The sequence below is a fragment of the Palleniella muris genome (assembly GCF_004792655.1).
GTDB lineage: Bacteria > Bacteroidota > Bacteroidia > Bacteroidales > Bacteroidaceae > Prevotella > Prevotella muris_A.
In genome coordinates this window covers 101166-123135 of the sequence record NZ_SRZC01000009.1, presented here as the reverse complement: position 1 = coordinate 123135, position 21970 = coordinate 101166, and the positions used below count along the sequence as shown (strand labels likewise).

Genomic DNA, 21970 nt, shown 5'->3' with positions numbered 1-21970 from the left:
AATGAACAAATCTTTATTCTTGGCGCCATTGTTTATGGCTGCCTTCGCAAGTTGCTCCAATGAAGATGCTGCCATTGAATCCGGTGGTGCAGAGCAGGCTTCCGTGAGCTATCTCTCTGTGAATATCATGAACACACCGTCCACAGGAGGTGCGGGAGCGAAGGGAATCATGCGGGCAAATGACTACGAGAACGGCCTTGCCGTAGAGAACAAGGTCGGAAAGGTGCGCTTCTACTTCTTTGACGAAGAGGGCAACGCTGCTAAAGTGAAGGGACTGACAGGTGCTGCTTATCTTGACTATACTCCTGGTCAGACTTCTGACGGCACACCTGATAACATAGAGAAGAAAATCAATGCCACTCTTGTCATCGAGTCACCTAAGGGCGACAGGCTTCCGGCATCAATCATCGCTGTGCTCAATCCTGTAAGCACTCTCGGCAATGTAGCTTCCATGGAAGAACTCAACGAGAAGGTCTACGGCGAGTTTAAGGATGCTGAGGGCAATTTCGTGATGTCCAACTCCGTCTATGCCGACAACGGGGAGAAGATGGAGGCCGTCAGCGTACGCGGCAGGCTTTTCGGCACTGCCGACGAGGCAAAGCAGTCCCCTGTGACAATCCATGTCGAGCGTCAGGCTGCCAAGGTGCGCGTGCAGAACAGCCTTGTCAAGGCAGGCGAGGCAGAGGGCGTTTACTCCACAGCTTCCGCAGACAAGAACAACATCCTTGTGGAAGAGGATGAGAACGGCAACATCAGGAACACAGAGATTTTCGTAAAGTTCCTCGGCTGGAATGCAACGACCACGGCTGACAAGTCTTGTCTGATGAAGGCTGTCAACCCTTCATGGGCTGCTGACCTTTTCGGTACAGAGCCATGGAACAACCCGGCATACTTCCGTTCTTACTGGGCCATCAACCCGGCAGGCGTAGGCTACAGCAATTTCAGTTTCAATGCTGAAAATACAGGCGCGGACGCCAAGAACTTCTACAGCGCTGCCGATGCTTCCAACGCCGGCACCTTCACTTATGTCCATGAGAACGCAGAGGGTGCGACAAAGAACACACAGGTCATCATTGCGGCACAGCTTTGTGACAAGGACGGCAATGCCATCGAACTTGCAGAGTGGGGCGGCATCAAGTACAGTGTCAAGGACCTGAAGAAAGCCATGATGACACAGACAAACCTCTACAAGAAAGAGAACATTGAGAATGGTGTGAAGTATGTACGCCTTGAGGAGAAGGACCTTGTGCTGAAGACCGCCACAGAGATGAACGACGGCACGGCTCCTGATGCAGAGCGTTACAAGACATACGTGCAGCTCGCTGGCGGTGTCACTGTCTACAACGGCTCAGGCGAGAGTGCCGTGCAGATGACAACGGCAGAGGCAAACGAAGTCCTGAAGAACCTTGGCGGTGCAAAGGTATGGAAGACAGGCTACACATACTATTACTTCGACATCAAGCATTTCGGCGAGAAGTTCGGCATTGTCCGCAACCATGTCTATAACGCGAACATCAAGACTCTTGCAGGTCTCGGAACTCCTGTCTACAACCCTGATGAGATTATCGTTCCGGAGAAACCTAAGAACGAGGAGACATACATCGCTGCCGAGATTAACATCCTCTCATGGCGTGTTGTCAACCAGGATGTTGACCTGAACTGGTAAGAAAAGATTTTTTTGTAAGTAACTGTTGGAAATCGGTTTTAATGAGAAGATATTATAAAATAATTCTCAACAGTTGCTTGACCGGTATAGTAAAAGAACATTTATCCGCTTTCCCATAAAAAAAACGATAAGTGAAAACGACAAGGAAGATGCGGACGCAGTGCAGGGATTGTACTCATGCTCCGCATCTTCTCCTATAAAGCATCTGTTGTCAGAAAAGACAGACCAGGATAGCAATATCCGCAGGCAGGACAAAAGAGAAAGCACCCCTGTGCCGGTGCAAGGAGCGGCACAGACCACGGGAGGCCTCGCTTCCCGGAAATAACGATGACGATGACAATACTCCGGGCAACGGAACACATCCATGCCCGGTCAGCATATATTACAATCCATAACAGGTAAAAAAAACAGATATACGGAAATGAACACTCTGAAGCATTTCAACTCCCTTTCACTGCTGGCAGTCATGGCACTGTTCCTGTTCTCATCATGTGACGGTTTCGTTTACGATGAGGAGGGGGACTGCTCTGTGACCTACGACTTGAAGTTCCGCTACGACATGAACCTGAAGTGGGCAGATGCCTTTGCCAATGAAGTGAAGTCTGTCAGCCTCTACGCTTTCGACGAGGACGGGGTGCTGGTATGGAAGAACTCCGAAGCAGGCGGCCGCCTGGCTATGGCGGACTACTCCATGAATCTTCCCCTGCAGGCCGGACACTACAGGCTCCTCGCATGGTGCGGACTGGAGAACGGAAAGGAGCGTGAGTCGTTCAATGTCCCGGAAGCCATTGTCGGCACTACACGCCTGGAGGACCTCGCCTGCCGCCTTGACGCCGATGTGACAGCGGAAGGCATGCACAGCGGACGCTATCTTGATTTCCTGTACCACGGACTGATGGAAGTTGATTTGCCGGAGAATCCTGACGGAGGACACTACACTTACACCATGCCTCTCGTCAAGAACACCAACCACATACGCATCATCCTCCAGCAGCTGTCGGGAGAGAACCTGAAGACCGACGACTTCTCCTTCAGGATTGAAGACAGCAACGGGCTCATGGCAAGTGACAACAGCCTGGCGGACGATGCCGGTGTCGTCTACACCCCGTGGGCCGTGACGTCAGGAACAGCCGGAGTGGGCAAGGATGACGCTGTCGCGGAGGGACGTTCCGTGGTGTACGTCAACGGTGTCATCGCCGACTTCTCCGTAGGCAGGATGATGGCAGACCATGACAGACGGATGACTCTGACAGTGACAAACAAGGAAGGAGGGATTGTCGCACGAGTGCCTGTGATTGATTATGCGCTTCTGTCCAAGGAATACTATGAGCAGGCATACGGACATAAAATGGGCGCACAGGAATTCCTTGACCGTGAGGATGAATATGTGATGACATTCTTCCTTGACGCCGACAGGAAGTGGATAAGCACGTCAATCCTCATACACTCCTGGAGAATCGTCCTTGACAATGTTGATTTGGGGAATTGACATGAATTTGACCGCCGGATTCCGGTGGTGACAGGCAGCAGGCCTCATAACCTTGATATTATAACCCGCGACCTTTGGCAAATGCGAAAGTTGAATTTATGAAATCCATCCGATATATGAATCCATGGACATACGTCCTCTTGTTACCGGCACTCGCAGCTATGACGGCTTCTTGCGTGTCGGACGACGATTCCATGGATGCCGGACGGCTGGCGGAGAAAGGGAGGACAGGAGTGAGCATAACGCTCAGTCTTGACGGCTCTGCCGTCCCTGGCCATGCAAGGGAAACGGCGGCAAGGACACCTGCTGACGGAGAGTACAGTCCCGGCGAGGGCTTCGAGAACTACATACAGTTCACCGGTGACAGTCCTGATGTCAGGGTATATATTGTCGATGCCGGCACGGACACTGTCATGCGTGAGTTCGAGAAACCGGCAGCAGTGCCTCTGGGTGACAGTGGAAATCCGAAGTACTACCGGCTTAACATGACAGTCCCTTCGGAAGAGGTGGAGACCTTTTTCGGCAGTGGCAAGGTGAAGCTGATGATGCTTGCCAACTGGCGTGATTATCCGGAAGCCGCCGTGGGGAAGACTGTCGGTGCTCTTGCCGAAGATGCCGCCGCCTGCATGTACAGGCCTTTCGGCGGCATGCTGACGGCGGAGGACCGCATACCGATGTTCGGCATCCGCCGGTACGAAGGCTTCACGATAGACAAGGGGACGTATAACGAGCTCGGCACGCTCCGCCTTCTCCGCGCCTTGGCAAAGGTGGAAGTGACGGACAATGTCCTGCCCGGTGTGGCAAGAATCACGAAGGTGGAGCTTGTACGCTACAATAATCTTGCAGCAAAAGCACCCTATGGCGTGACGGATGAGAGCCAATATGTCTCCGGCACGTGGTTCCTTGACTATGGGGACATAAGCATACCTTCTGATGCGCAGGTCTGCACGGGACCGGCGGAGTTCATGAGAGCTGACGGCGGGCACTCTTTCGTCATGTACTGTCCTGAATTTGACAACACTTCAGCAGATGCTGCGCCGTCGACAATCCGCGTCACTTACGATGACGGGGAAGTCTATGACCTTGAATTCAAGAACTATGGCGACATCCCCGGCATGGAAAAGGACGGAAGGTTTGACATCAAGCGCAACAACTGGTACAGGTACACACTTACGCGCAAGCTCACCAGTGTCAATGTTGAGCTTGACGTGCAGCCTTATGCATCGGTGGAGGTCACAGCTCCGTTAGGACTTGCACGTGACGACATGGGTGACCTCATGGTCTACATGGAAAAGGATGACGATGGGAATCTCGGCATACCTGAGGCTTTCCAGGTGTATCTTGAGAAGAATAAAAAGTCACTCCCTGTTGACGGGAATGGCGCTCTGCTGAGCTACGAAGACGAGATAGGCGACTATTATGCCATACATCTTGGCACTGACGGCACGATGGAAAACTCGGAAGTGTGGCTGAAGGATAATTCCGGCGGAAAGGTCATAAGCAATTTCGTCTACAAGGATGACAACAGTGAAGAATGCAGCACAAGAAAAGTCATAGACTACAGAGGCTCCTCGGAAATAGTAAAAAATAAGGACAGGGACGGAGAAGAACGCCTGCAGCATAACAAGAACCACACTACCATTGTCTATGATAAGGACGGAGTGATGATTTTCAAGAACACCGAGAACACTGAACGCTACGAAGTGGAATCCTGGGACAGTGACACGGGACTGTTCTACATTATCTCCGAGTCCGGGACAAAGTTTGTCTTCATAGAATATGACAACTCCGGCGAACCGACGGGAAAGGTTGTGGAGATTGACAAGGCGGCGACGGAAAGCATAAGGTAGTTAGTAAAAACATACAACTGAAAAATGTCATTACATAGAAACATGAAAGGTCTGGGCAACATGGTGTGGAGCATGGCAGCAGTCATGCTCACCACACTGGCATGGTCATGTACCGACGACCTCTCTGTGGACGGCAGTATTCCCCAGGGAGAGACTTTCGTCAACATAGAAGCCTCCTTTGAACCATTCTCCGCCATGAAGGTAAACGGTGCCGGAGCAAAGGCTGCACACAAAGGTGACGTCATGGCTGACCTCTCCGACATAGCCCTCATTGCTTACGATACTGACGGAAACATCCTTGAAGGCTACCCTGTGGCTCTCGACTACATTCCGGCAGATGTCAGCGACGAGGACAGGACGGGGAATGACGCTTCCTCCGGCGAGACTTCCGAGACTTCCACAAAATGCGTGAGGAAGCAGCTGAGACTCGGTTATGGGGAATACTATCTTGTCGCCGTGGCCAATATGGGAGAATATTCCGATGCCGGGGCGGTCGTCAAGACAACCCTCACAGCACTTCTGGAGAGACCGCGGACAGACTATGACACTCTTGACAAGCTGCGCTCCTTGGAACGCCGGTGGGATGACGGCAACATCCAGAACAACCGCATGATGACGGGCTTCTTCACCGATAAGGACAAGGAGGGCTCCACGGCACCTTCCTCTACTGACGACTTCATGCCGGTGAGGGTTGACCGAAGCAGCATGAACCTGCGCACATGGCTCCGCCGCGCAGCGTCAAAAGTCACCGTGGACTTCGACGGCACAGGGCTGAGGGAGAATGTGAAGATATACATCCGTGACGTACAGCTGCATGACATCCCGAAAGAGTGTGCCGCCGGATTTGGAAAGAAGATGCTCGCGGACGGCAGCTTCCGCTCTTTCAACAACTCTCCTGCAAATGCGGAGGACCTTCTCGCAGGCAGCGGCCAGGCAATCGTCTTCGGCGAAGGTGATGACTATGCAAAATGGGCACAGATAACAAAAGGCACGCCGTACATCATGGATGATGCCACGGGAGAGAAGAAGAACCTGCACTCCAACAGTGCACAGGCACTGTTCTTCTACGAAAACATGCAGGGAGACGCACCGCACTGCAAAGGGCCGGTGACCGACCTTTCCACCGGCAATGTCTCCAACAGCAATACCGTGAAGGACGAAGTGCCTTACGGGACATACATCGAGGTGACGGCATTCTACACTTGTACCGCCAGTGACAATATGAGCACCGGTGATATCAAGTACCGCTTCATGCTCGGAAAGGACGCAGACCTTAATTGCGATGCAGAGCGCAACCACCATTTCAAAGTGACTCTGAAGTTCAACGGCAATGCCAACGACTTTTCATGGCATGTGGATTACAAGGAAGAGCCTGACACATGGGATGTCCCGCAGCCGTGGTACGTCTCGTATCTCTATAACCATAAGTCGACAATCCCGTTCAAATATACACCGGAGGATGGCTATGAGGTCGTCAGATTCGAGGCGGAGATTGTCAAGAACCCGTGGGAACCGGACATAGATCCTGAAATTCCCATACCCTCCGACAGTAAGGGAGCCTTTGATGCACCTGAGAACAAACAGCCGGGAAACGGATTCCTTTCCCTGCGCTATGACAATAATGTTGTCGTAACACCGGCAATGTGCGGAGAATCATCAAACCAATGGCCCGGATATGACAATAATGCATCCGCTGTGGATAAGTCCTCAAAGCTGAACAATAATTATTTTTATGGGACAAACGGGACGGTGGACCAGTCAAGACGCACAATCCATGTCGACGGCACTCCTGACAATACTCCGAGTCTGAACGAAACCGGTTTCGAGGACTACTCCTATCAGAAGAGAGGACAAAGCGTCTCCGTTAACCTCCCGCTGTTCACAAGACCGAAGGTGTTGGTGAAACAGTCGGGATACTCCGGCAACAACCCTTATGTAGGATACTCACGTACGGCGGCAATACAAATCATTCCTTACGTGAGGAAGATAGGGACAAATGAGAAGCCGGTGCCTGCCAGGTCCGGTGCGAAAGAGATAAAAGTGAAGCAAGTCTGGCGAATAGTCAATCCTAAAGGTGTCTACCGCAGGTCAGGAAACTTCGAGCCTTTCCATGTTGAGCTGCTCATGCTCCCCGGTGACGGTGCGGAGAAGTTCAAGTCGTTCAGGTCCGACGGGCCATGGATGGCTGAGATCTTAGGTGACAAGAATTTCATCTCTCTTGACGGCAAGCAGCAGGTTCACGGTTCAACAAACACGCCTGTCGATTTCACTATCAGGTTCAACAGGCTTAACAATGACAATAAGGTGCGCAACGCCATTGTGAGGGTGCTTTACAACACCTATACATGCACCCATCTCATCTTCGTCCGCCAGGGCTATGCCCCGCAGGCTGTTTCACCGGAAGCAAAGAACTATGACGGCGACAATGTCAAGGCAGTGAAGTGGAGAACCTTCAACCGTATTTCAGAGACCAGCGACGCTCAGGACCCGAGAGACGAAGGCTCAATGTTCAAGTTTGGCAACAGCAAGCAGCCGATTCACCCGCTTAACAACTGCTTTGGAAATACAGAGTCCCGAAGCGGAAAAGGAATATACTACAAGTTTCCTACTGATTTTGCCGGTGATTTTGCTGTTAAATGGAATGGCTTCTGGCTTGCAAATGATGACGGCACTCCTGCTTTCGGCTCAGGAATGCGTGTGACGTGGGGAAAAATCATTAAAGATGATGCCGGCTTCAATGACGAATCATGGGCAGAGATGGCGACAATGCGCCATTTTGAACAGCTTTACTGCACGGACAATGTCCTGTTCGGATATGGCGTGCTTTATGCTGACGGAGCGAAGGAGACACAATACGATGTTGACATGGCCTATGGCTATTACCAGGAAGACGAGGACAGGGAGCAGAAAGGAATGCGTGGCGTGTTCGCATACTATTATGATGCCAATGACGTAAGCCACAGGTTCACAGCCAGGAACTTGTTCTTCCCGATAGGCCGTGCCGGTTACGGCCACCGGAAGAACGGGATCGAGGGCCACAACGACGGAAAGGGAATCCTGCGTTACAGCTCCAGCGGATACGAGAACCGAGGCCATCTTTTCAACAAGACAGCTCCGCTCTTCGCCGCTCTCTATTATCGTCCGGGCGCGATTTACTATGCTAAGAACATGGTCACCGGCTTTCTGGACTGGTCAAAAGACAAGAGCATGGAACCAAATGCCATTGGAATGGACTTGAACTATTTCTCTTTCGACGTTAACGCAATAGGAAGCGTAAGCCTTGGCAACGGCAACGACGCATGCTTCGTGCGGTTCGTGGACCTGTCTGAACCGCCGCCGTCTCCGGCAAAGAGGAAAGGAAGGAAAAGACAATGAACATACTTCCTGATATAATGCGGGCAACACTGGCACAGCCGGTGTTGCTCATGCTGTTTGCGGCTGCACCTTCCACGGCACAGACGGGACTGCCGCTGCCGGCAGTCCCGGACTCCCTGCGCACTCCTGGGAAGCGTGCGGCTTACTTGATGGAACACTTCTGGGATGAGATGGACTTCCGTGACACATTGCGAAGCCGTGACGAGCGGTTTATGGAGCAGAATCTTGTGAACTTCATGTCGCTCTTCCCTCATGCCGGCACGGACGATGTTCAGCGCTCCGTGACATTGCTGACAGGACGTGCGGCGGCTGACGGAAAGGCGTTCATGATGGTCGCTGACCTTGCGGCGAAGTATCTGTACGAAAAGGAGTCGCCGATGTTCAGCGAACTTTACTACACGATGTTCCTTGACGGCATACGCAGCTCTGCGGCAGGAACCGCCTCCCTGCGCTCACGCGCCGCTTTCCTCTTTGATGCCATACGCAGGAACTTCCCAGGCACGGTGGCCGCAGACTTCCAGATGGTGCTGCGTGACGGCAGGCGCTCTTCTCTGGCGGAAACTCCGGCTCGTACGACAGTGCTTCTCTTCTACGACCCTCACTGTGACGGCTGCATGGCGGCGGTAAGGAGCCTTTCCGGGGATTCTGCACTACGCAGTCTTGCAGAGTCGGGGAAGATAACCGTCCTTGCCGTCTATACGGAGGGCGATGCTGCCGTATGGCAACGGACAAAGGACACTCTCCCGGAATGGTGGACAGTGGGGGCGGACACCGGCGGCATCCTTCATGACGACATTTATTTCCTGCCTTCAATGCCCTCCCTTTACCTCATCGGTGCCGACAGGACAGTAATCCTCAAGGACGCTTCCGTGGAGGAACTGCTGGAAGCTGTATCGCGCTAAGCGGTGTATTGGTCTGGGCGATGGCGTCTTTTGGAGAAACAGGAAAAAGACGCCGTGAATTATTTTTACGGGACAGCAACAATTTTATTTTCAGCGTTTGCCATGATAGCAGTCACAAATGACCGGACTCCGTCTCTCGGGAGTCCGGTCATTTGTGACTTCAATAGCTTTTCAGATAAAACAGAGAGGGCATACCGGTAATTTTACCGATACGCCCTCTCTGTTATGCTGTGTGACGGGAAATGATTATTTCCGGCACGGACGCATCGCCTCCGGCCTTGACGAAGTCGGTCACTTCTTTGCCTGTTGTCGAGTAATAGAACTCGAACGACTCATTGAATTCGTCACCGCTGTTGTCGAACATGATATTCTTGCCTGCTGGTAGTCAGGGTGTTATGAGGTGTGATGCAGACCGTTACGCTTCACATGCCGAAAGGTTACGCTTTGCATGCCGAAAGGTTACGCTTTGCGTGCCGAAAGGTTACGCTTTGCATACTGATTGTTATAAGGTAACGTTTCGTCAGCGTCCCGGCTTTCATGACGGAAGATGGAGGATTTTTTGAAAGAGAATGCTGCCGGAACTGTTTCCTGGATATGCTTTTCACCCGGATTGCCGTTAAAAAAAAAACAGGTGTAATGCGGATAATTGTAATATATACCCTATTATTTCCTGCCAAATACTTGCAAGTGTTGGGAATTTTTCCTAACTTTGTCACAGAATTGTGCATGTCAGGTATTGGCTGCTGGTGGTTAGGAGTCTGATAAACCGTTGATAATATGCAGCATGCATGTTTTTTGATTGTAGATTTTATTAAAATAATATAATTGAGCCAACAGGTTTTAGTATGGAAATGAACAACAGATTCAAGGATGGACTATGGAACAAGGAAATCAATGTTTCCGACTTTGTGTTTACCAACATCACCCCTTACGAGGGCGACGCCTCATTCTTGGAGGGTCCTACGGAGAGGACAAAGAAAGTGTGGAACGAATGTCTCAAGGCATTGGAGGAGGAGCGTGCCAACAATGGTGTGCGCTCACTTGACAATGTCACTGTCTCCACAATAACCTCCCATAAGGCCGGATACATCGACCGTGAGAACGAACTTATAGTGGGACTGCAGACCGACGAGCTGCTGCGCCGCGCCATCAAGCCGTTCGGAGGCATCAAGGTGGTGGAGAAGGCATGCCGCGAGAACGGCGTGGAGGTGGACGAGAAGGTGAAGGACATCTTCACACACTACCGCAAGACGCACAACGACGGTGTGTTTGACGCTTACACCGACGAGATTCGCTCCTTCCGCTCTCTCGGGTTCCTTACAGGTCTGCCGGACAATTATGCGCGTGGACGAATCATCGGTGACTACCGCCGTCTCGCCCTTTATGGCATCGACCGCCTTGTCGAGGCGAAGCAGGAGAATCTGCGCAACATCACAAGTCCTATGACCGATGCGAAAATCCGCCTGCGCGAGGAGGTAAGGGAGCAGATAAAGGCACTTGGCGAGATAAAGGTCATGGGCGAATACTACGGTCTCGACCTCAGTCGCCCTGCCACTACGGCACAGGAGGCGGTGCAGTGGGTGTACATGGCTTACCTTGCCGCCGTGAAGGAGCAGGACGGAGCCGCCATGTCCTTGGGCAATGTGTCGTCATTCCTTGACATATACATCCAGTACGACCTTGACCACGGAATCATTGACGAGACCTTCGCACAGGAACTTGTCGACCAGTTTATAATCAAGCTGCGCATGGTGAGACATCTGCGCATGCAGTCGTACAACGACATTTTTGCCGGAGACCCTACATGGGTTACGGAGTCTATTGGCGGACGCTTCAACGACGGACGTACAAAGGTGACAAAGACATCGTTCCGTTTCCTCCAGACTCTCTACAACCTCGGTCCTTCTCCTGAACCGAACATGACCGTGCTGTGGAGTCCGGAGCTTCCGGAAGGCTTCAAGAACTTCTGCGCACAGGTGTCAATCGACACATCGTCCATACAGTACGAGAACGACACACTGATGCGTGAGGTGCGCCATTGCGACGACTATGGCATCGCATGCTGCGTCTCCTATCAGGCGATAGGCAAGCAGATTCAGTTCTTCGGAGCACGCTGTAACCTTGCCAAGGCTCTCCTTCTCGCCATCAACGGCGGACGCTGCGAGAACACGGGCACCGTCATGGTCAAGGACATCCCTGTGCTTACGGGCGACCTTCTGAACTTTGAGGAGGTTTGGTCTAATTATAAAAAGGTGTTGATGCAGATAGCACGCGTGTACAACGATGCCATGAACATCATCCACTACATGCACGACAAGTACTATTACGAGAAGGCGCAGATGGCGTTCGTCGACACCGACCCGCGCATAAATCTTGCCTACGGTGTGGCTGGCCTGTCGATAGCCATCGACTCCCTGTCGGCAATCAAGTACGGCAAGGTACGTGCAAAGCGTAACGAACTCGGACTTACCGAGGGCTTCGAGATAGAGAAGGACTTCCCATGCTTCGGCAATGACGACGACCGTGTTGACCACCTTGGTGTGGACCTTGTCTATTTCTTCAGCGAGGAGCTTAAGAAGCACCCTGTCTACAAGAACGCGCGCCCTACGCTTTCCCTGCTGACAATCACCTCCAACGTGATGTACGGCAAGAAGACCGGTGCCACTCCTGACGGCAGAGCGAAGGGTGTGGCTTTCGCTCCGGGTGCCAACCCTATGCACGGCCGTGACAAGAGCGGTGCAATCGCGTCACTGAGTTCTGTGGCGAAATTGCGCTACCGTGACTCACAGGACGGCATAAGCAACACGTTCTCCATAGTGCCGAAGTCCTTGGGTGTTGACATGGAGACACGCATCGACAACCTTGTGACAATGATGGACGGCTATTTCACCAAGGGTGCGCACCACCTCAACGTGAACGTGCTCAACCGCGAGATGCTCGAGGATGCCATGGAGCACCCTGAGAAGTATCCGCAGCTGACAATCCGTGTGTCCGGCTATGCCGTGAACTTCACCAAACTCAGCCGTGAGCATCAGCTGGAGGTCATCAGCCGCTCTTTCCATGAGAAGATGTAATTGTTAGGCAGTTCTGACAGTAGTGCCGGTATTGACGTGATTGTCGGTATTGTCACAACTGTCAGAATTGTCATTATTGACAGTTGGGGTCAATAATGTCACTATTGACATTGCTGACATTACTGTCCAAATCCCCCTGAAAATGATGATACGAGTCCATTCCTACGAGTCTATGGGCACCTTCGACGGTCCCGGACTGCGCCTTGTGGTGTTCCTCCAGGGCTGTAACTTCCGCTGCCTGTATTGTGCCAACCCCGATACGATAGACGCTTGCGGGGAGAGCATGGAGACATCCGTGGACGAGATTGTGCGCAAGGCCATGAGCCAAAAAGCCTTTTTCGGCAAGAAAGGCGGTGTGACCTTCAGCGGCGGCGAGCCTACCTTGCAGGCGAAAGCCCTCATCCCCTTGTTCCGCCGTCTGAAGGAACTGGGCATACATATATGTATAGACACCAACGGCAGTGTGTGGAACGAGGATGTGGAAGAGCTTCTGGGGCTTACAGACCTTGTGCTGCTTGATGTAAAGGAGTTCAACCCTCAGCGCCACCGTATCATAACAGGGCACGGCAACGGCCGTACGCTGCGCATGGCGGAATGGCTTGAACAACATGGCCGCCCTTTCTGGATGCGCTATGTACTTGTCCCCGGCTACAGCCTGTTTGAGGACGACATACGTGCGTTGGGTGAGCATTTCAGGGACTACCGCATGATTCAGAGGGTGGAAATCCTGCCTTACCACACCCTGGGTGTGCATAAGTACGAGGCGATGGGGCAGGAGTACATGCTCAAGGGTGTCAAGGAGAACACTCCCGGACAGCTGGATGCAGCCAAAGCACTGTTCAGCGAGTACTTCGGGATGGTTTATGTGAATTGAGTCAATGACAGTTCTTGCGGCATGCAATCTGCCGGCCTTCCAAAGCAAAGGCAAGATGGAGGGAATCGTGAAGCAATGCGCGAGTGCCGGAACAGCTGCTTATGGTACGATTGCAGAATGCCCTTACTGAACTGAAGTGGCCTCAAACGTCTTGTGTCTGACTTTTTTGGGCAGTTCAGACTCGGACGGGGATTCCGTTTTATGAAAATACATGCTGCCGGGAGGCATACACATGTCCTTGCCTCAAAGCACGTGACTTACATGTCGGGCAATGAAGAACAGGAAGCATTGCTTGAGAAATGACAGAATAAAAAAAAGGAAATGCCGGGCGCGGCATTCCTGAAACAAACATACCAAAATCTATCAAACAAACTAACTTAAAATGAAAAAGGAACTTATTTACGCTCTTTTGCTCTGTTCTGCAAGTGCCATGGCACAGAGAATAGACTTCAACACCCCCAATCAGTCGAAAACGACCACGGAGGAAGGTTTCCAACCGTGGGAAGTGGCACGTGTGGAGAGTGCCGAACAGGAGTTCACTGCCGACGACGGCAGTACAGTGACGATAAAGGTGGAGTCGGTGAAAGCACCGGGCTATGCCGGCAATGCCGTCTACTGCAACTGGTGGAAGGACGGTGCCAAGAGCAAGAACCAGCTTATCGGCGACGCCATATTCCCGATAATTCTCGAGGATGGCAATTATTCTCCTTCCACAACCGAACCGATGGGCTTGCGCTTCACCATCAGCGGCCTGAAGCCGGGAGAGCATTCGCTTGCTGCTTACCACAACAACGTTGACGGAAAGATGACCCCGGGCTATCCGATGCTGAAGGTTCTTGTCAACGGGACGGCGGTTCTTGAGGACGTGGAGCAGACAATCCGTCAGGAGAGCAACTCGCTCTCGGGCATGTCATACATTAAGTTCGTTGCCGAGGAAGGCAGGGATGTTGTCGTGGAGTATGTCTCCGACCCTAAGAGCGGCATGGAGTACATCAACAACTATGCAGTGGTCAACGCACTGATTTTTGACCGCCCGAACCCGAAGACGACAGCCTCCGACCCTTATCCTGCAAATCTTGACATGCATGCCGCTGCCGTCGATGCACCGGACAATGAGGCGGGAGACATCGTACTGACATGGAAGCCGGCGTCAAGTGCAGTCAGACACCATGTCATGTTCGGTACATCGCCCGACAATCTCACCGAAATGATTGCCACAACCGAGGCACAGTATGCTCCGCAGGGAATCAGCACCCACAATGTCTACTATTGGCGAATCGACGAAGAGGACGCTGCCGGCAACAGGTATGAGGGCGATGTATGGTCGTTCCGCCCGAGACATCTCGCATTCCCGGGTGCCGAAGGCTATGGCAGGTTCGCAATAGGAGGCCGAGGAGGCGTGGTCTATCATGTCACATCCCTTGACGATGATGTGGACAATCCGCAGCCGGGCACGTTCCGCTACGGCTTGACAAAGGTTGCAGGTCCTCGCACAATAGTCTTCGATGTCTCAGGCTACATCACACTGAAAGGCAGACTCACCTGCTCCGACAAGTATGTCACCATCGCAGGACAGACAGCTCCCGGCGAGGGAATAACCTTCCGCGGCGCGCCACTCGGTGTGAATTCCGACGGCATAACACGCTTCATACGCAGCTACCGCGGCTATGCCGGCGACCAAAACGGCCCTATCGAGGCAGAGCAGAACAAGGGTCTTGACGGTCTCGGACTGGCAGGCGGCGACCATGCCATTGTCGACCACTGTTCCGTTTCGTGGACAACGGATGAGGCTTTCTCCTCACGCGGCGCAAAGAGCATAACGCTCCAGCGCACCCTTTTGTCAGAGTCTCTCAACTGCGCCGACCATCCTAACTACGGCAGCGGTGCACAGCACGGCTATGCAGCGACCATCGGCGGCGGACAGGGCAGCGGTGTGGGCTCGTTCCACCATAACCTCCTCGCCCACAATGAGGGACGCAACTGGAGCCTCTCGGGCGGACTTACCGGCAGCGGTTTCTACGACGGAGCACATGATGTGTTCAACAACGTTGTCTACAACTGGGGCGGAAGGGCAACCGACGGTGGCAGCCACGAGATAAACTTTGTGAACAACTATTACAAGAAAGGACCTTCCACACGGCAGAACTACCTTCTCAACCTTCAGCTTGAAGGAACAGGACAGGGCACACAGTCGGCTTATGTCAGTGGAAACATCCGCGAGGAACTCAACGGAAACAAGGTCTACGACAAAGAAAGCACAACTTACCGCTATTCACTCTCCGGCGGTCAGGAACTCAATTGGGAGCCTTTCGTCAGCGAACCGTTCTTCCCTTCCTACGCAACCATAGAGAGTGCCGAGCAGGCTTACCGCAATGTCCTCTCCGATGTAGGTTGCAACCAGCCGTTCTTCAACAGTCATGATGCGCGAATGGTCAGCGAGACTGTTAGCGGAACGACAAGCAAGGTGGGCAGCAAGACCGGCAAGAAGGGTCTTATCGACCGCGAATGGGACTCCGAAGGCTATGTTGACATCCCTGAAGTGCGTCGCTCCGCCGACTTCGACACCGACCTTGACGGTATGCCGGACTGGTGGGAGCGCACTCACGGACTGTCAGTTACCTCGCCGGACAACAATTCCGACAATGACAACGACGGATATACAGCCCTCGAAGAGTATCTAAACTGGATGGCGCAGCCTCATTATGAGGTGGCAGGCGGCAAGATGCTTGCCATAGACCTTATGCCTCTCTTTGCCGGCTATTCCTCTGCTGCAGCGTTCTCCGTAAGCGGTGCAGGCGCGGCAGTCAGCGGCAGCACACTGACAGTGACGGCTCCTGTTGAAGAGTCAGTGATGAGTTTTGAGGTGAAGTGTGAGGAAGGCGGCTACTCCTTCACACGCACGGTCAATGTCTACGTCAACGGCATCTCCACAGGTATCACAGAGATTGCCAACGGTTCCGACCCTGACAACGCCGCCGATGCCGCCGCATACAACCTCAACGGTCAGCGTGTCAGCCGCTCCGCACGCGGCATCGTCATCATCAATGGCAAGAAGGTGATAAAGTAAGCCTTAATCAATGATTTGGGGTCAGTAATGTCTGTATTGACAGCACTGTCACTATTGACAGTCCGACAGTATTGCCATTACTGACCTTTTTGACAATATCGACGGTACTGTGGCAACAGGCACTATTGGCAGTGTTGTCTATACACCAATGATTTTTTTTGATTTATGCAAATCAGCATAAATGATTGTAGTAAATTTTCGCAAAAATACCCTTGATTTTTGATGTTTTTCCTTTTTATTTATTTATTTTTGTTAAAAAGTAATCGGGTGAGGGTAAATTTTGTTAATCCGTGTCATATATACATTTAAGTATCTGTCATTTTCACTAAATTTGTACACACTAACCTAATGTCCCACTTGAATATAATTAAAATTATTTATAACTAACTTAACATTTATGCAAAAGAACAAAACTTTGGTCAACAGAGCTATGACAGCGATGTTTGTGGCGGGCTTTGCAGCAACAATGTTTCCGGTACATGCATTTGCTGGCGGCAATACGAATACTTTCGTCCAGGCTCAGCAGAATGCCGTAAAGGGCACTGTTGTTGATGAGTTCGGAGAACCAATGATTGGCGTTACAATCAAAGTGAAAAACTCACAGGCTGCCGCAATTACCGACCTTGATGGCAATTTCTCCATCAATGCAGCCAACGGAGCAACAATCGAAATCTCTTATGTGGGCTATATCACACAGACAGTGAAGCTGACAAACGGCATGAAGGTTCAACTGCAGCCGGACAACCAGATGATGGACGAAATTGTTGTCATCGGTTACGGCACTATAAAGAAGCGCGACCTCACCGGCGCTGTCACATCTGTGAAGTCGGAGGATATAACCCTCAACCCTGGAGCCAACGCAATGGATGCCCTTCAGGGAAAGGTGGCAGGTCTTGACATCTCACGCTCTTCCGGACAGGCCGGTGCAACACCGACAGTGCAGCTCCGTGGTAACCGCTCATTCTCTGCTGACGGCACACCAACATATATCATCGACGGTATGCCTGGCGACATCAACACTATAAACCCTAACGACATTGAGTCAATAGAAGTGCTTAAGGACGCTTCCTCTACTGCTGTTTACGGTTCTGCCGGTGCCAATGGTATCATCATCGTGACAACAAAGAGTGGCAAGGCTGGCAAGATTACAGTCAACCTCAACGCTTACCTTGGCATAAACGGATGGTCAACAGTGCCGGAGGTTTATGACGCAGAAGGATTCTATAACCTCCGCAAACTCTCTCTCCAGGAAGGGGGGGGTATCGTTGACGAGAGCTCTGTCCTCGGCAGTGCTTATTCAAGCTTTCAGGCTGCAAAGGAACTGAACCCTAATCTCACCGTCACCGACTATCTCCGCACTCACTCACTCAACTGGGCTGACGAGTTGCTGAAGACAGGAATGACTCAGAACTACTCTCTCTCAGTCTCTGGTGGCAACGAGAAGACAAAGGCCTACATGTCACTGAACTTCTCTGACGAAAAGGGACAGTATGCTAACGATAACAATAAAATTTACTCCACAAACATCCGCGTCGACCACCAGATTAACAACTGGCTGGCAGCAGGTGTGAACATACAGGGTAGCTTCAACTACAGAAATAAGGGACAAGAAAACCTTTACAAGCTCCTCTCTGAGAGTCCTATCGGCTCATTCTATGATGAGCAAGGTAACCCTAACATTTGCCCTATAGATGGTTCAGGCACAGTGAGTATCCTTGTCAACAATAAGGGCAACTATCGCAACAACTACCAGGGCACACATCTCCATTTCAATCCTTATATCCGCATTACTCCACTGAAGGGTCTTACTCTTGAGAGCCGCGTCAACGCCACTCTCTCCTATGGCAAGACAAACCGCTTTGAGGGTATAGGATGCTACAACTACTACGAGAACAGTGGTGCTGATGCTACGGGTACAAACTCTAACGTTTACGCTTCAATAAACAACTCATTCGCTTACAACTACACATGGGAGAACATCCTCACCTATAATTTCAATATAAATAAGGTGCATGAATTCACAGTGACGGGCGTAACATCATGGAGCCACAACCGCACAGAGGTGAATCTCGGCTATGGAAACAATCTCTCATCCAACTCATATCTTTGGCATAACCTTGACGAGAACCTCTCTAATCGCAATAACACTTACGCTACGTCAAACTACACCATGCGCAAGAAGATGGGCTACGTGGGACGTATCAATTACTCTTACCTTGGTAGATACCTTGCAAGCGTATCAGTGCGCCACGACGGCGACTCACGCCTCGCAACAGGCAACAAGTGGGACACATTCCCTGCATTCTCTCTTGGATGGAGAATCTCTGACGAGAAGTTCATGGAGAGCACACGCTCATGGCTCGACAACCTGAAGATTCGCATAGGCTACGGTGTGACTGGTACTGCAAACATCAACCCATATTCAAGCTACTCAACATTCAAGCCTGGCACACTCGGTTTCAGCAACGGTTCTGCATTCATCACTAACTATACACAGAACATCGCTAACTTCGACCTCGGCTGGGAGAAGTCAAAGAACTGGAACATCGGTATTGACGCAGCATTCCTCAATGGACGCATCGATGCTACTATCGATTACTACAGCACAAAGACAGAGGATGTCATCTACGAAAAGGATCTCGGCATTAACAACGGTGGCTTCTCAGCATCAGCGCCTTTCAAGACAATGATGAACATTTGTGAGACACAGAACAATGGTCTCGAACTCGCCATCACCGGACGCCCATTCATCGCCAAGAAGCCAGGCGGCTTCTCTTGGACTGTCAACGCAACATTCACTGCCAACCACGAGGAAATCAAGAAGCTCGCCACTCCAAACGATGTCATCGGCAGTAGCACAATCTACCGCGTAGGTGAGCCTATAAACTCATTCTACGAGTATAAACTTAATGGTACATGGACTCTCGATGAGGCTGAGGACGCTGCAGTCTTCAACCAGAAGCCCGGACATCTTAAGATTGACATCCCGGGACTCATCCACGATGGTCCAGGACAGTACTCTAAGTGGGTTGAGGAAGAGAACGCCAACGGTGAGATTGAGCGCGTGCTCAAACATTATGACAAGGACAACCTCTATGTCATCAGCGATAACGACAAGCAGGTGCTTGGACATAAGAGCCCTGACTGGACAGCCGGTCTGAAGAACACATTCACTTACAAGAACTTCGACCTCTCCATATATATGTACATGCGCTGGGGACAGATGATTTCTTATGACCTCGTAGGTGCTTGCGAGCCAAACGTCGGAAGAAACTTCCCTACAAACTTCGATTTCTGGACAACAGAGACTGGTCATGAGAGCCACTATTTCCCTGCCATCAACTCTACAATGAACCGAATAGACTATACCGGCTATTCCGGTCTCTCATTCACAGACGGTTCTTTCTTCAAGGTTAAAAACATCACTCTCGGCTACACATTGCCTACTAACATAGCAAAGAAAGTCGGTATTGAGAACCTCCGTATCTACGGAACAATCACTAATCCTATCATCATCGCTAAGAGCGACCTCCTTGAGAATTATGACCCTGAAATGGGCGGAAGCATGTCTTACCCTCTTACAAAGCAGCTCGTGTTCGGTGTAAATCTCACTTTCTAAAAGCACAACTGATTGTTAAGCGATTTTCAAAAAACATAAAACGAAACAACTTATGAAAATAAAGAAACTATATATCGCCGCAGGTCTTGCATGCTCTCTTGGCTTTACATCATGTGAACTTGACGAGTATAATCCTTCAGCAGGCAACAACACAATAGAGAACTTTAATACATGGGAAGGACTGGCAACTTATTGCTATAGTTCCCTCTCTCAGGAACTCTTCCGCGCTTATGATTTCCTCTCTGTGGCAGAAGGCGGTTCCGACATGTGGCTCTGCTCCGGCGCAAGCCCTCTCTATGCTCCGGAACCAATGTATTATGAGGGTCTCACAACAAGTACCAACGGTACAAAGAAGGTGTTCAATCAAGCTTATGCTACCATTGCCCACTGTAACACAGTAATCAACCATGCAGAAAGCGTCACTGGCGCCTCTGAGGCAGAGAAAGCTCAGGTTGTTGCAGAAGCAAAGACCCTCCGCGCTTATTTCTACCTTACCCTTGTCACTTACTACGGTCCTGTCACTCTCACAAAGACAGAGGTTGGAGATATTGACAATAACCCTGTACGCTCAACAGTTGACGAAATCTACCGGGCAATAGAGCAGGACCTTAAGGATGCTGCACACGTACTTGGCACACAGCCAAGAAACGGACAGTATGCCCGCGTGACAAAGAAGACTGCCCAGGGACTCCTTTGCCGTGCCTACGCTCAGTGGGCCGGCGAAGCAAAGGCAGCCGGCAACGCTGCTCGCGAGAAGGAACTCTGGACTGCTGCCAAGGACGCTGCTGAGGAGATGATTAACAACCGGAGCAAGTATGACTGGTTCATGTATCCTACTGTTGACGACCTTTGGGCACAGGCAAACAACCGAAACAATAAGGAGGCTCTCTTCATTGCATCAGGTGTCAACATGACTGACCCTAATGCAGGAGGCTACTATCAGAAGCAGAATCTCTTCAAGTACACAATGTGTGAGCCGGGCAGCTCAAAGTCTTGCAACGACCTCTTCCCATTCGAAGGAAAGCAAAACTACTACCTCGGACGTACTAACGAGCATGTCTTCGCTCCTTCCAAGTACACTATGGACGTGTTCGACCCTTCATGGGACCGTCGCTATGAGAACACATTCATGACAGCCTTTTCTGCATTCTCAATGGTTGACTGCGGATGGGTTGACTACAGAACGTATGCGAAGAAGATTGACCAGGCACTCATCGACAAGTATGGCATGGGACAGAAATATCTTAACACATACCTCCTTCCTCTCGTCGATATGGATGTTGTCACAGGCGGAGCATCCAACCAGTATGTATTCAACGGATTCTGGCCAAAGGGCATGAAGCCTGCAGACTACAAGACAACACAGAGAATCAAGGACGTGAAGAACCTCTACGTTATCGACTACCCTGTAGCTGCTGACGACAACCGTTTCTTGATAGTACTCTCAAAGGAGTATAAGACAAAGGAACAGAAGCAGGAAAGCCCTTATTTCACTGTCAACATCGACGACCTTTATGGCGGAGAATTCTCTACAGAGTATAAGTCAACTGCCTTCGACGGCACAAACTCCAACACCCTCTTCCCTTCACTCATCAAGTTCAACTGGGCTTACGACGGTGCATGGGGCAAGGGTCTTGACCAGAAGAGCGGTGACATAATGATCATGCGTATGGCAGAGGTTTACCTCATCGCAGCTGAGGCATGGCAGCAGCTTGGCGACGGCAGCAAGGCGGCACCATACCTTAACATACTCCGCAACCGCGCGGCACGCCCGGGAACAACCGCACCACAGATCACTGACGCTTCTGAGGACGACATCTTTGACGAGTACGCTCGCGAAATGGCCGGCGAATACACACGCCGCGCACTCCTCAAGCGCCACCGCGCTTTCGAGACACGCTTGCCAAAATATAACAAGCGCGCTGCTAAGTTCTTTAAGGACTATATGTACAACATGCCAATCGCTCAGGACTTCCTTGACCGTATCTTCAATAAGGAACAGTACGGTGACAATGGCTACGGCACAACTCCTTCAAAGGGCTATTAAAGAAATC

11 protein-coding genes are annotated in these 21970 nt (G+C 51.3%); 10 read left to right on the top strand and 1 reads right to left on the bottom strand.

Annotation, left to right across the window (positions count from 1 at the left end):
- Window position 1 precedes the first annotated feature (1 nt).
- The 5 genes from E5358_RS07010 (at window position 2) to E5358_RS06990 (ending at window position 9282) form a co-directional block, all read left to right on the top strand.
- Window positions 2-1666, top strand: a complete 1665-nt coding sequence (locus tag E5358_RS07010) for an Mfa1 family fimbria major subunit (protein WP_135939515.1) — start codon at window positions 2-4, stop codon at window positions 1664-1666.
- A 421-nt stretch (window positions 1667-2087) separates the two neighbouring features.
- Window positions 2088-3155 (top strand): FimB/Mfa2 family fimbrial subunit, encoded by a 1068-nt coding sequence (locus E5358_RS07005; RefSeq protein WP_135939514.1) that lies wholly within the window; start codon window positions 2088-2090, stop codon window positions 3153-3155.
- A 98-nt stretch (window positions 3156-3253) separates the two neighbouring features.
- Window positions 3254-5005: a hypothetical protein gene (locus E5358_RS07000; RefSeq protein ID WP_135939513.1), complete on the top strand. Its 1752-nt coding sequence runs from the start codon at window positions 3254-3256 to the stop codon at window positions 5003-5005.
- A 24-nt stretch (window positions 5006-5029) separates the two neighbouring features.
- Window positions 5030-8380, top strand: coding sequence for a hypothetical protein (locus tag E5358_RS06995; protein ID WP_135939512.1), 3351 nt, complete (start codon window positions 5030-5032; stop codon window positions 8378-8380).
- Window positions 8377-9282 carry a DUF5106 domain-containing protein gene (locus E5358_RS06990; protein ID WP_135939511.1) on the top strand — a complete coding sequence of 302 codons (906 nt, stop codon included), beginning with the start codon at window positions 8377-8379 and terminating at the stop codon, window positions 9280-9282. The genes E5358_RS06995 and E5358_RS06990 overlap by 4 nt, the downstream gene beginning before the upstream one ends.
- Before the next feature lie 223 nt (window positions 9283-9505).
- On the opposite strand, the gene E5358_RS15095 is transcribed toward E5358_RS06990, so the two are convergent.
- Window positions 9506-9646 (bottom strand): hypothetical protein, encoded by a 141-nt coding sequence (locus tag E5358_RS15095; protein ID WP_168354607.1) that lies wholly within the window; start codon window positions 9644-9646, stop codon window positions 9506-9508.
- A gap of 481 nt (window positions 9647-10127) precedes the next feature.
- On the opposite strand from E5358_RS15095, the gene pflB reads away from it, so the two are divergent.
- From pflB to E5358_RS06965, 5 genes are all read left to right on the top strand, one after another.
- Window positions 10128-12356: a formate C-acetyltransferase gene (gene pflB / locus E5358_RS06985; protein ID WP_135939510.1), complete on the top strand. Its 2229-nt coding sequence runs from the start codon at window positions 10128-10130 to the stop codon at window positions 12354-12356.
- A gap of 145 nt (window positions 12357-12501) precedes the next feature.
- A complete protein-coding gene (gene pflA / locus E5358_RS06980; protein ID WP_135939532.1) occupies window positions 12502-13230 on the top strand; it encodes a pyruvate formate-lyase-activating protein in 729 nt (242 codons plus the stop codon).
- A gap of 382 nt (window positions 13231-13612) precedes the next feature.
- Entirely contained in the window at window positions 13613-16297 is a 2685-nt protein-coding gene (locus E5358_RS06975) for a hypothetical protein (RefSeq protein ID WP_135939509.1), read from the top strand.
- Window positions 16298-16694: 397 nt separating this feature from the next.
- Entirely contained in the window at window positions 16695-19916 is a 3222-nt protein-coding gene (locus E5358_RS06970) for a SusC/RagA family TonB-linked outer membrane protein (protein ID WP_168354606.1), read from the top strand.
- A gap of 52 nt (window positions 19917-19968) precedes the next feature.
- A complete protein-coding gene (locus E5358_RS06965) occupies window positions 19969-21963 on the top strand; it encodes a RagB/SusD family nutrient uptake outer membrane protein (RefSeq protein ID WP_135939508.1) in 1995 nt (664 codons plus the stop codon).
- Window positions 21964-21970: the final 7 nt, after the last annotated feature.

Coding starts and splice junctions, on each gene's coding strand:
- E5358_RS07010 (WP_135939515.1), top strand. CDS start 2: ATGAACAAATCTTTATTCTTGGCGCCATTGTTTATGGCTGCCTTCGCA.
- E5358_RS07005 (WP_135939514.1), top strand. CDS start 2,088: ATGAACACTCTGAAGCATTTCAACTCCCTTTCACTGCTGGCAGTCATG.
- E5358_RS07000 (WP_135939513.1), top strand. CDS start 3,254: ATGAAATCCATCCGATATATGAATCCATGGACATACGTCCTCTTGTTA.
- E5358_RS06995 (WP_135939512.1), top strand. CDS start 5,030: ATGTCATTACATAGAAACATGAAAGGTCTGGGCAACATGGTGTGGAGC.
- E5358_RS06990 (WP_135939511.1), top strand. CDS start 8,377: ATGAACATACTTCCTGATATAATGCGGGCAACACTGGCACAGCCGGTG.
- E5358_RS15095 (WP_168354607.1), bottom strand. CDS start 9,646: ATGTTCGACAACAGCGGTGACGAATTCAATGAGTCGTTCGAGTTCTAT.
- pflB (WP_135939510.1), top strand. CDS start 10,128: ATGGAAATGAACAACAGATTCAAGGATGGACTATGGAACAAGGAAATC.
- pflA (WP_135939532.1), top strand. CDS start 12,502: ATGATACGAGTCCATTCCTACGAGTCTATGGGCACCTTCGACGGTCCC.
- E5358_RS06975 (WP_135939509.1), top strand. CDS start 13,613: ATGAAAAAGGAACTTATTTACGCTCTTTTGCTCTGTTCTGCAAGTGCC.
- E5358_RS06970 (WP_168354606.1), top strand. CDS start 16,695: ATGCAAAAGAACAAAACTTTGGTCAACAGAGCTATGACAGCGATGTTT.
- E5358_RS06965 (WP_135939508.1), top strand. CDS start 19,969: ATGAAAATAAAGAAACTATATATCGCCGCAGGTCTTGCATGCTCTCTT.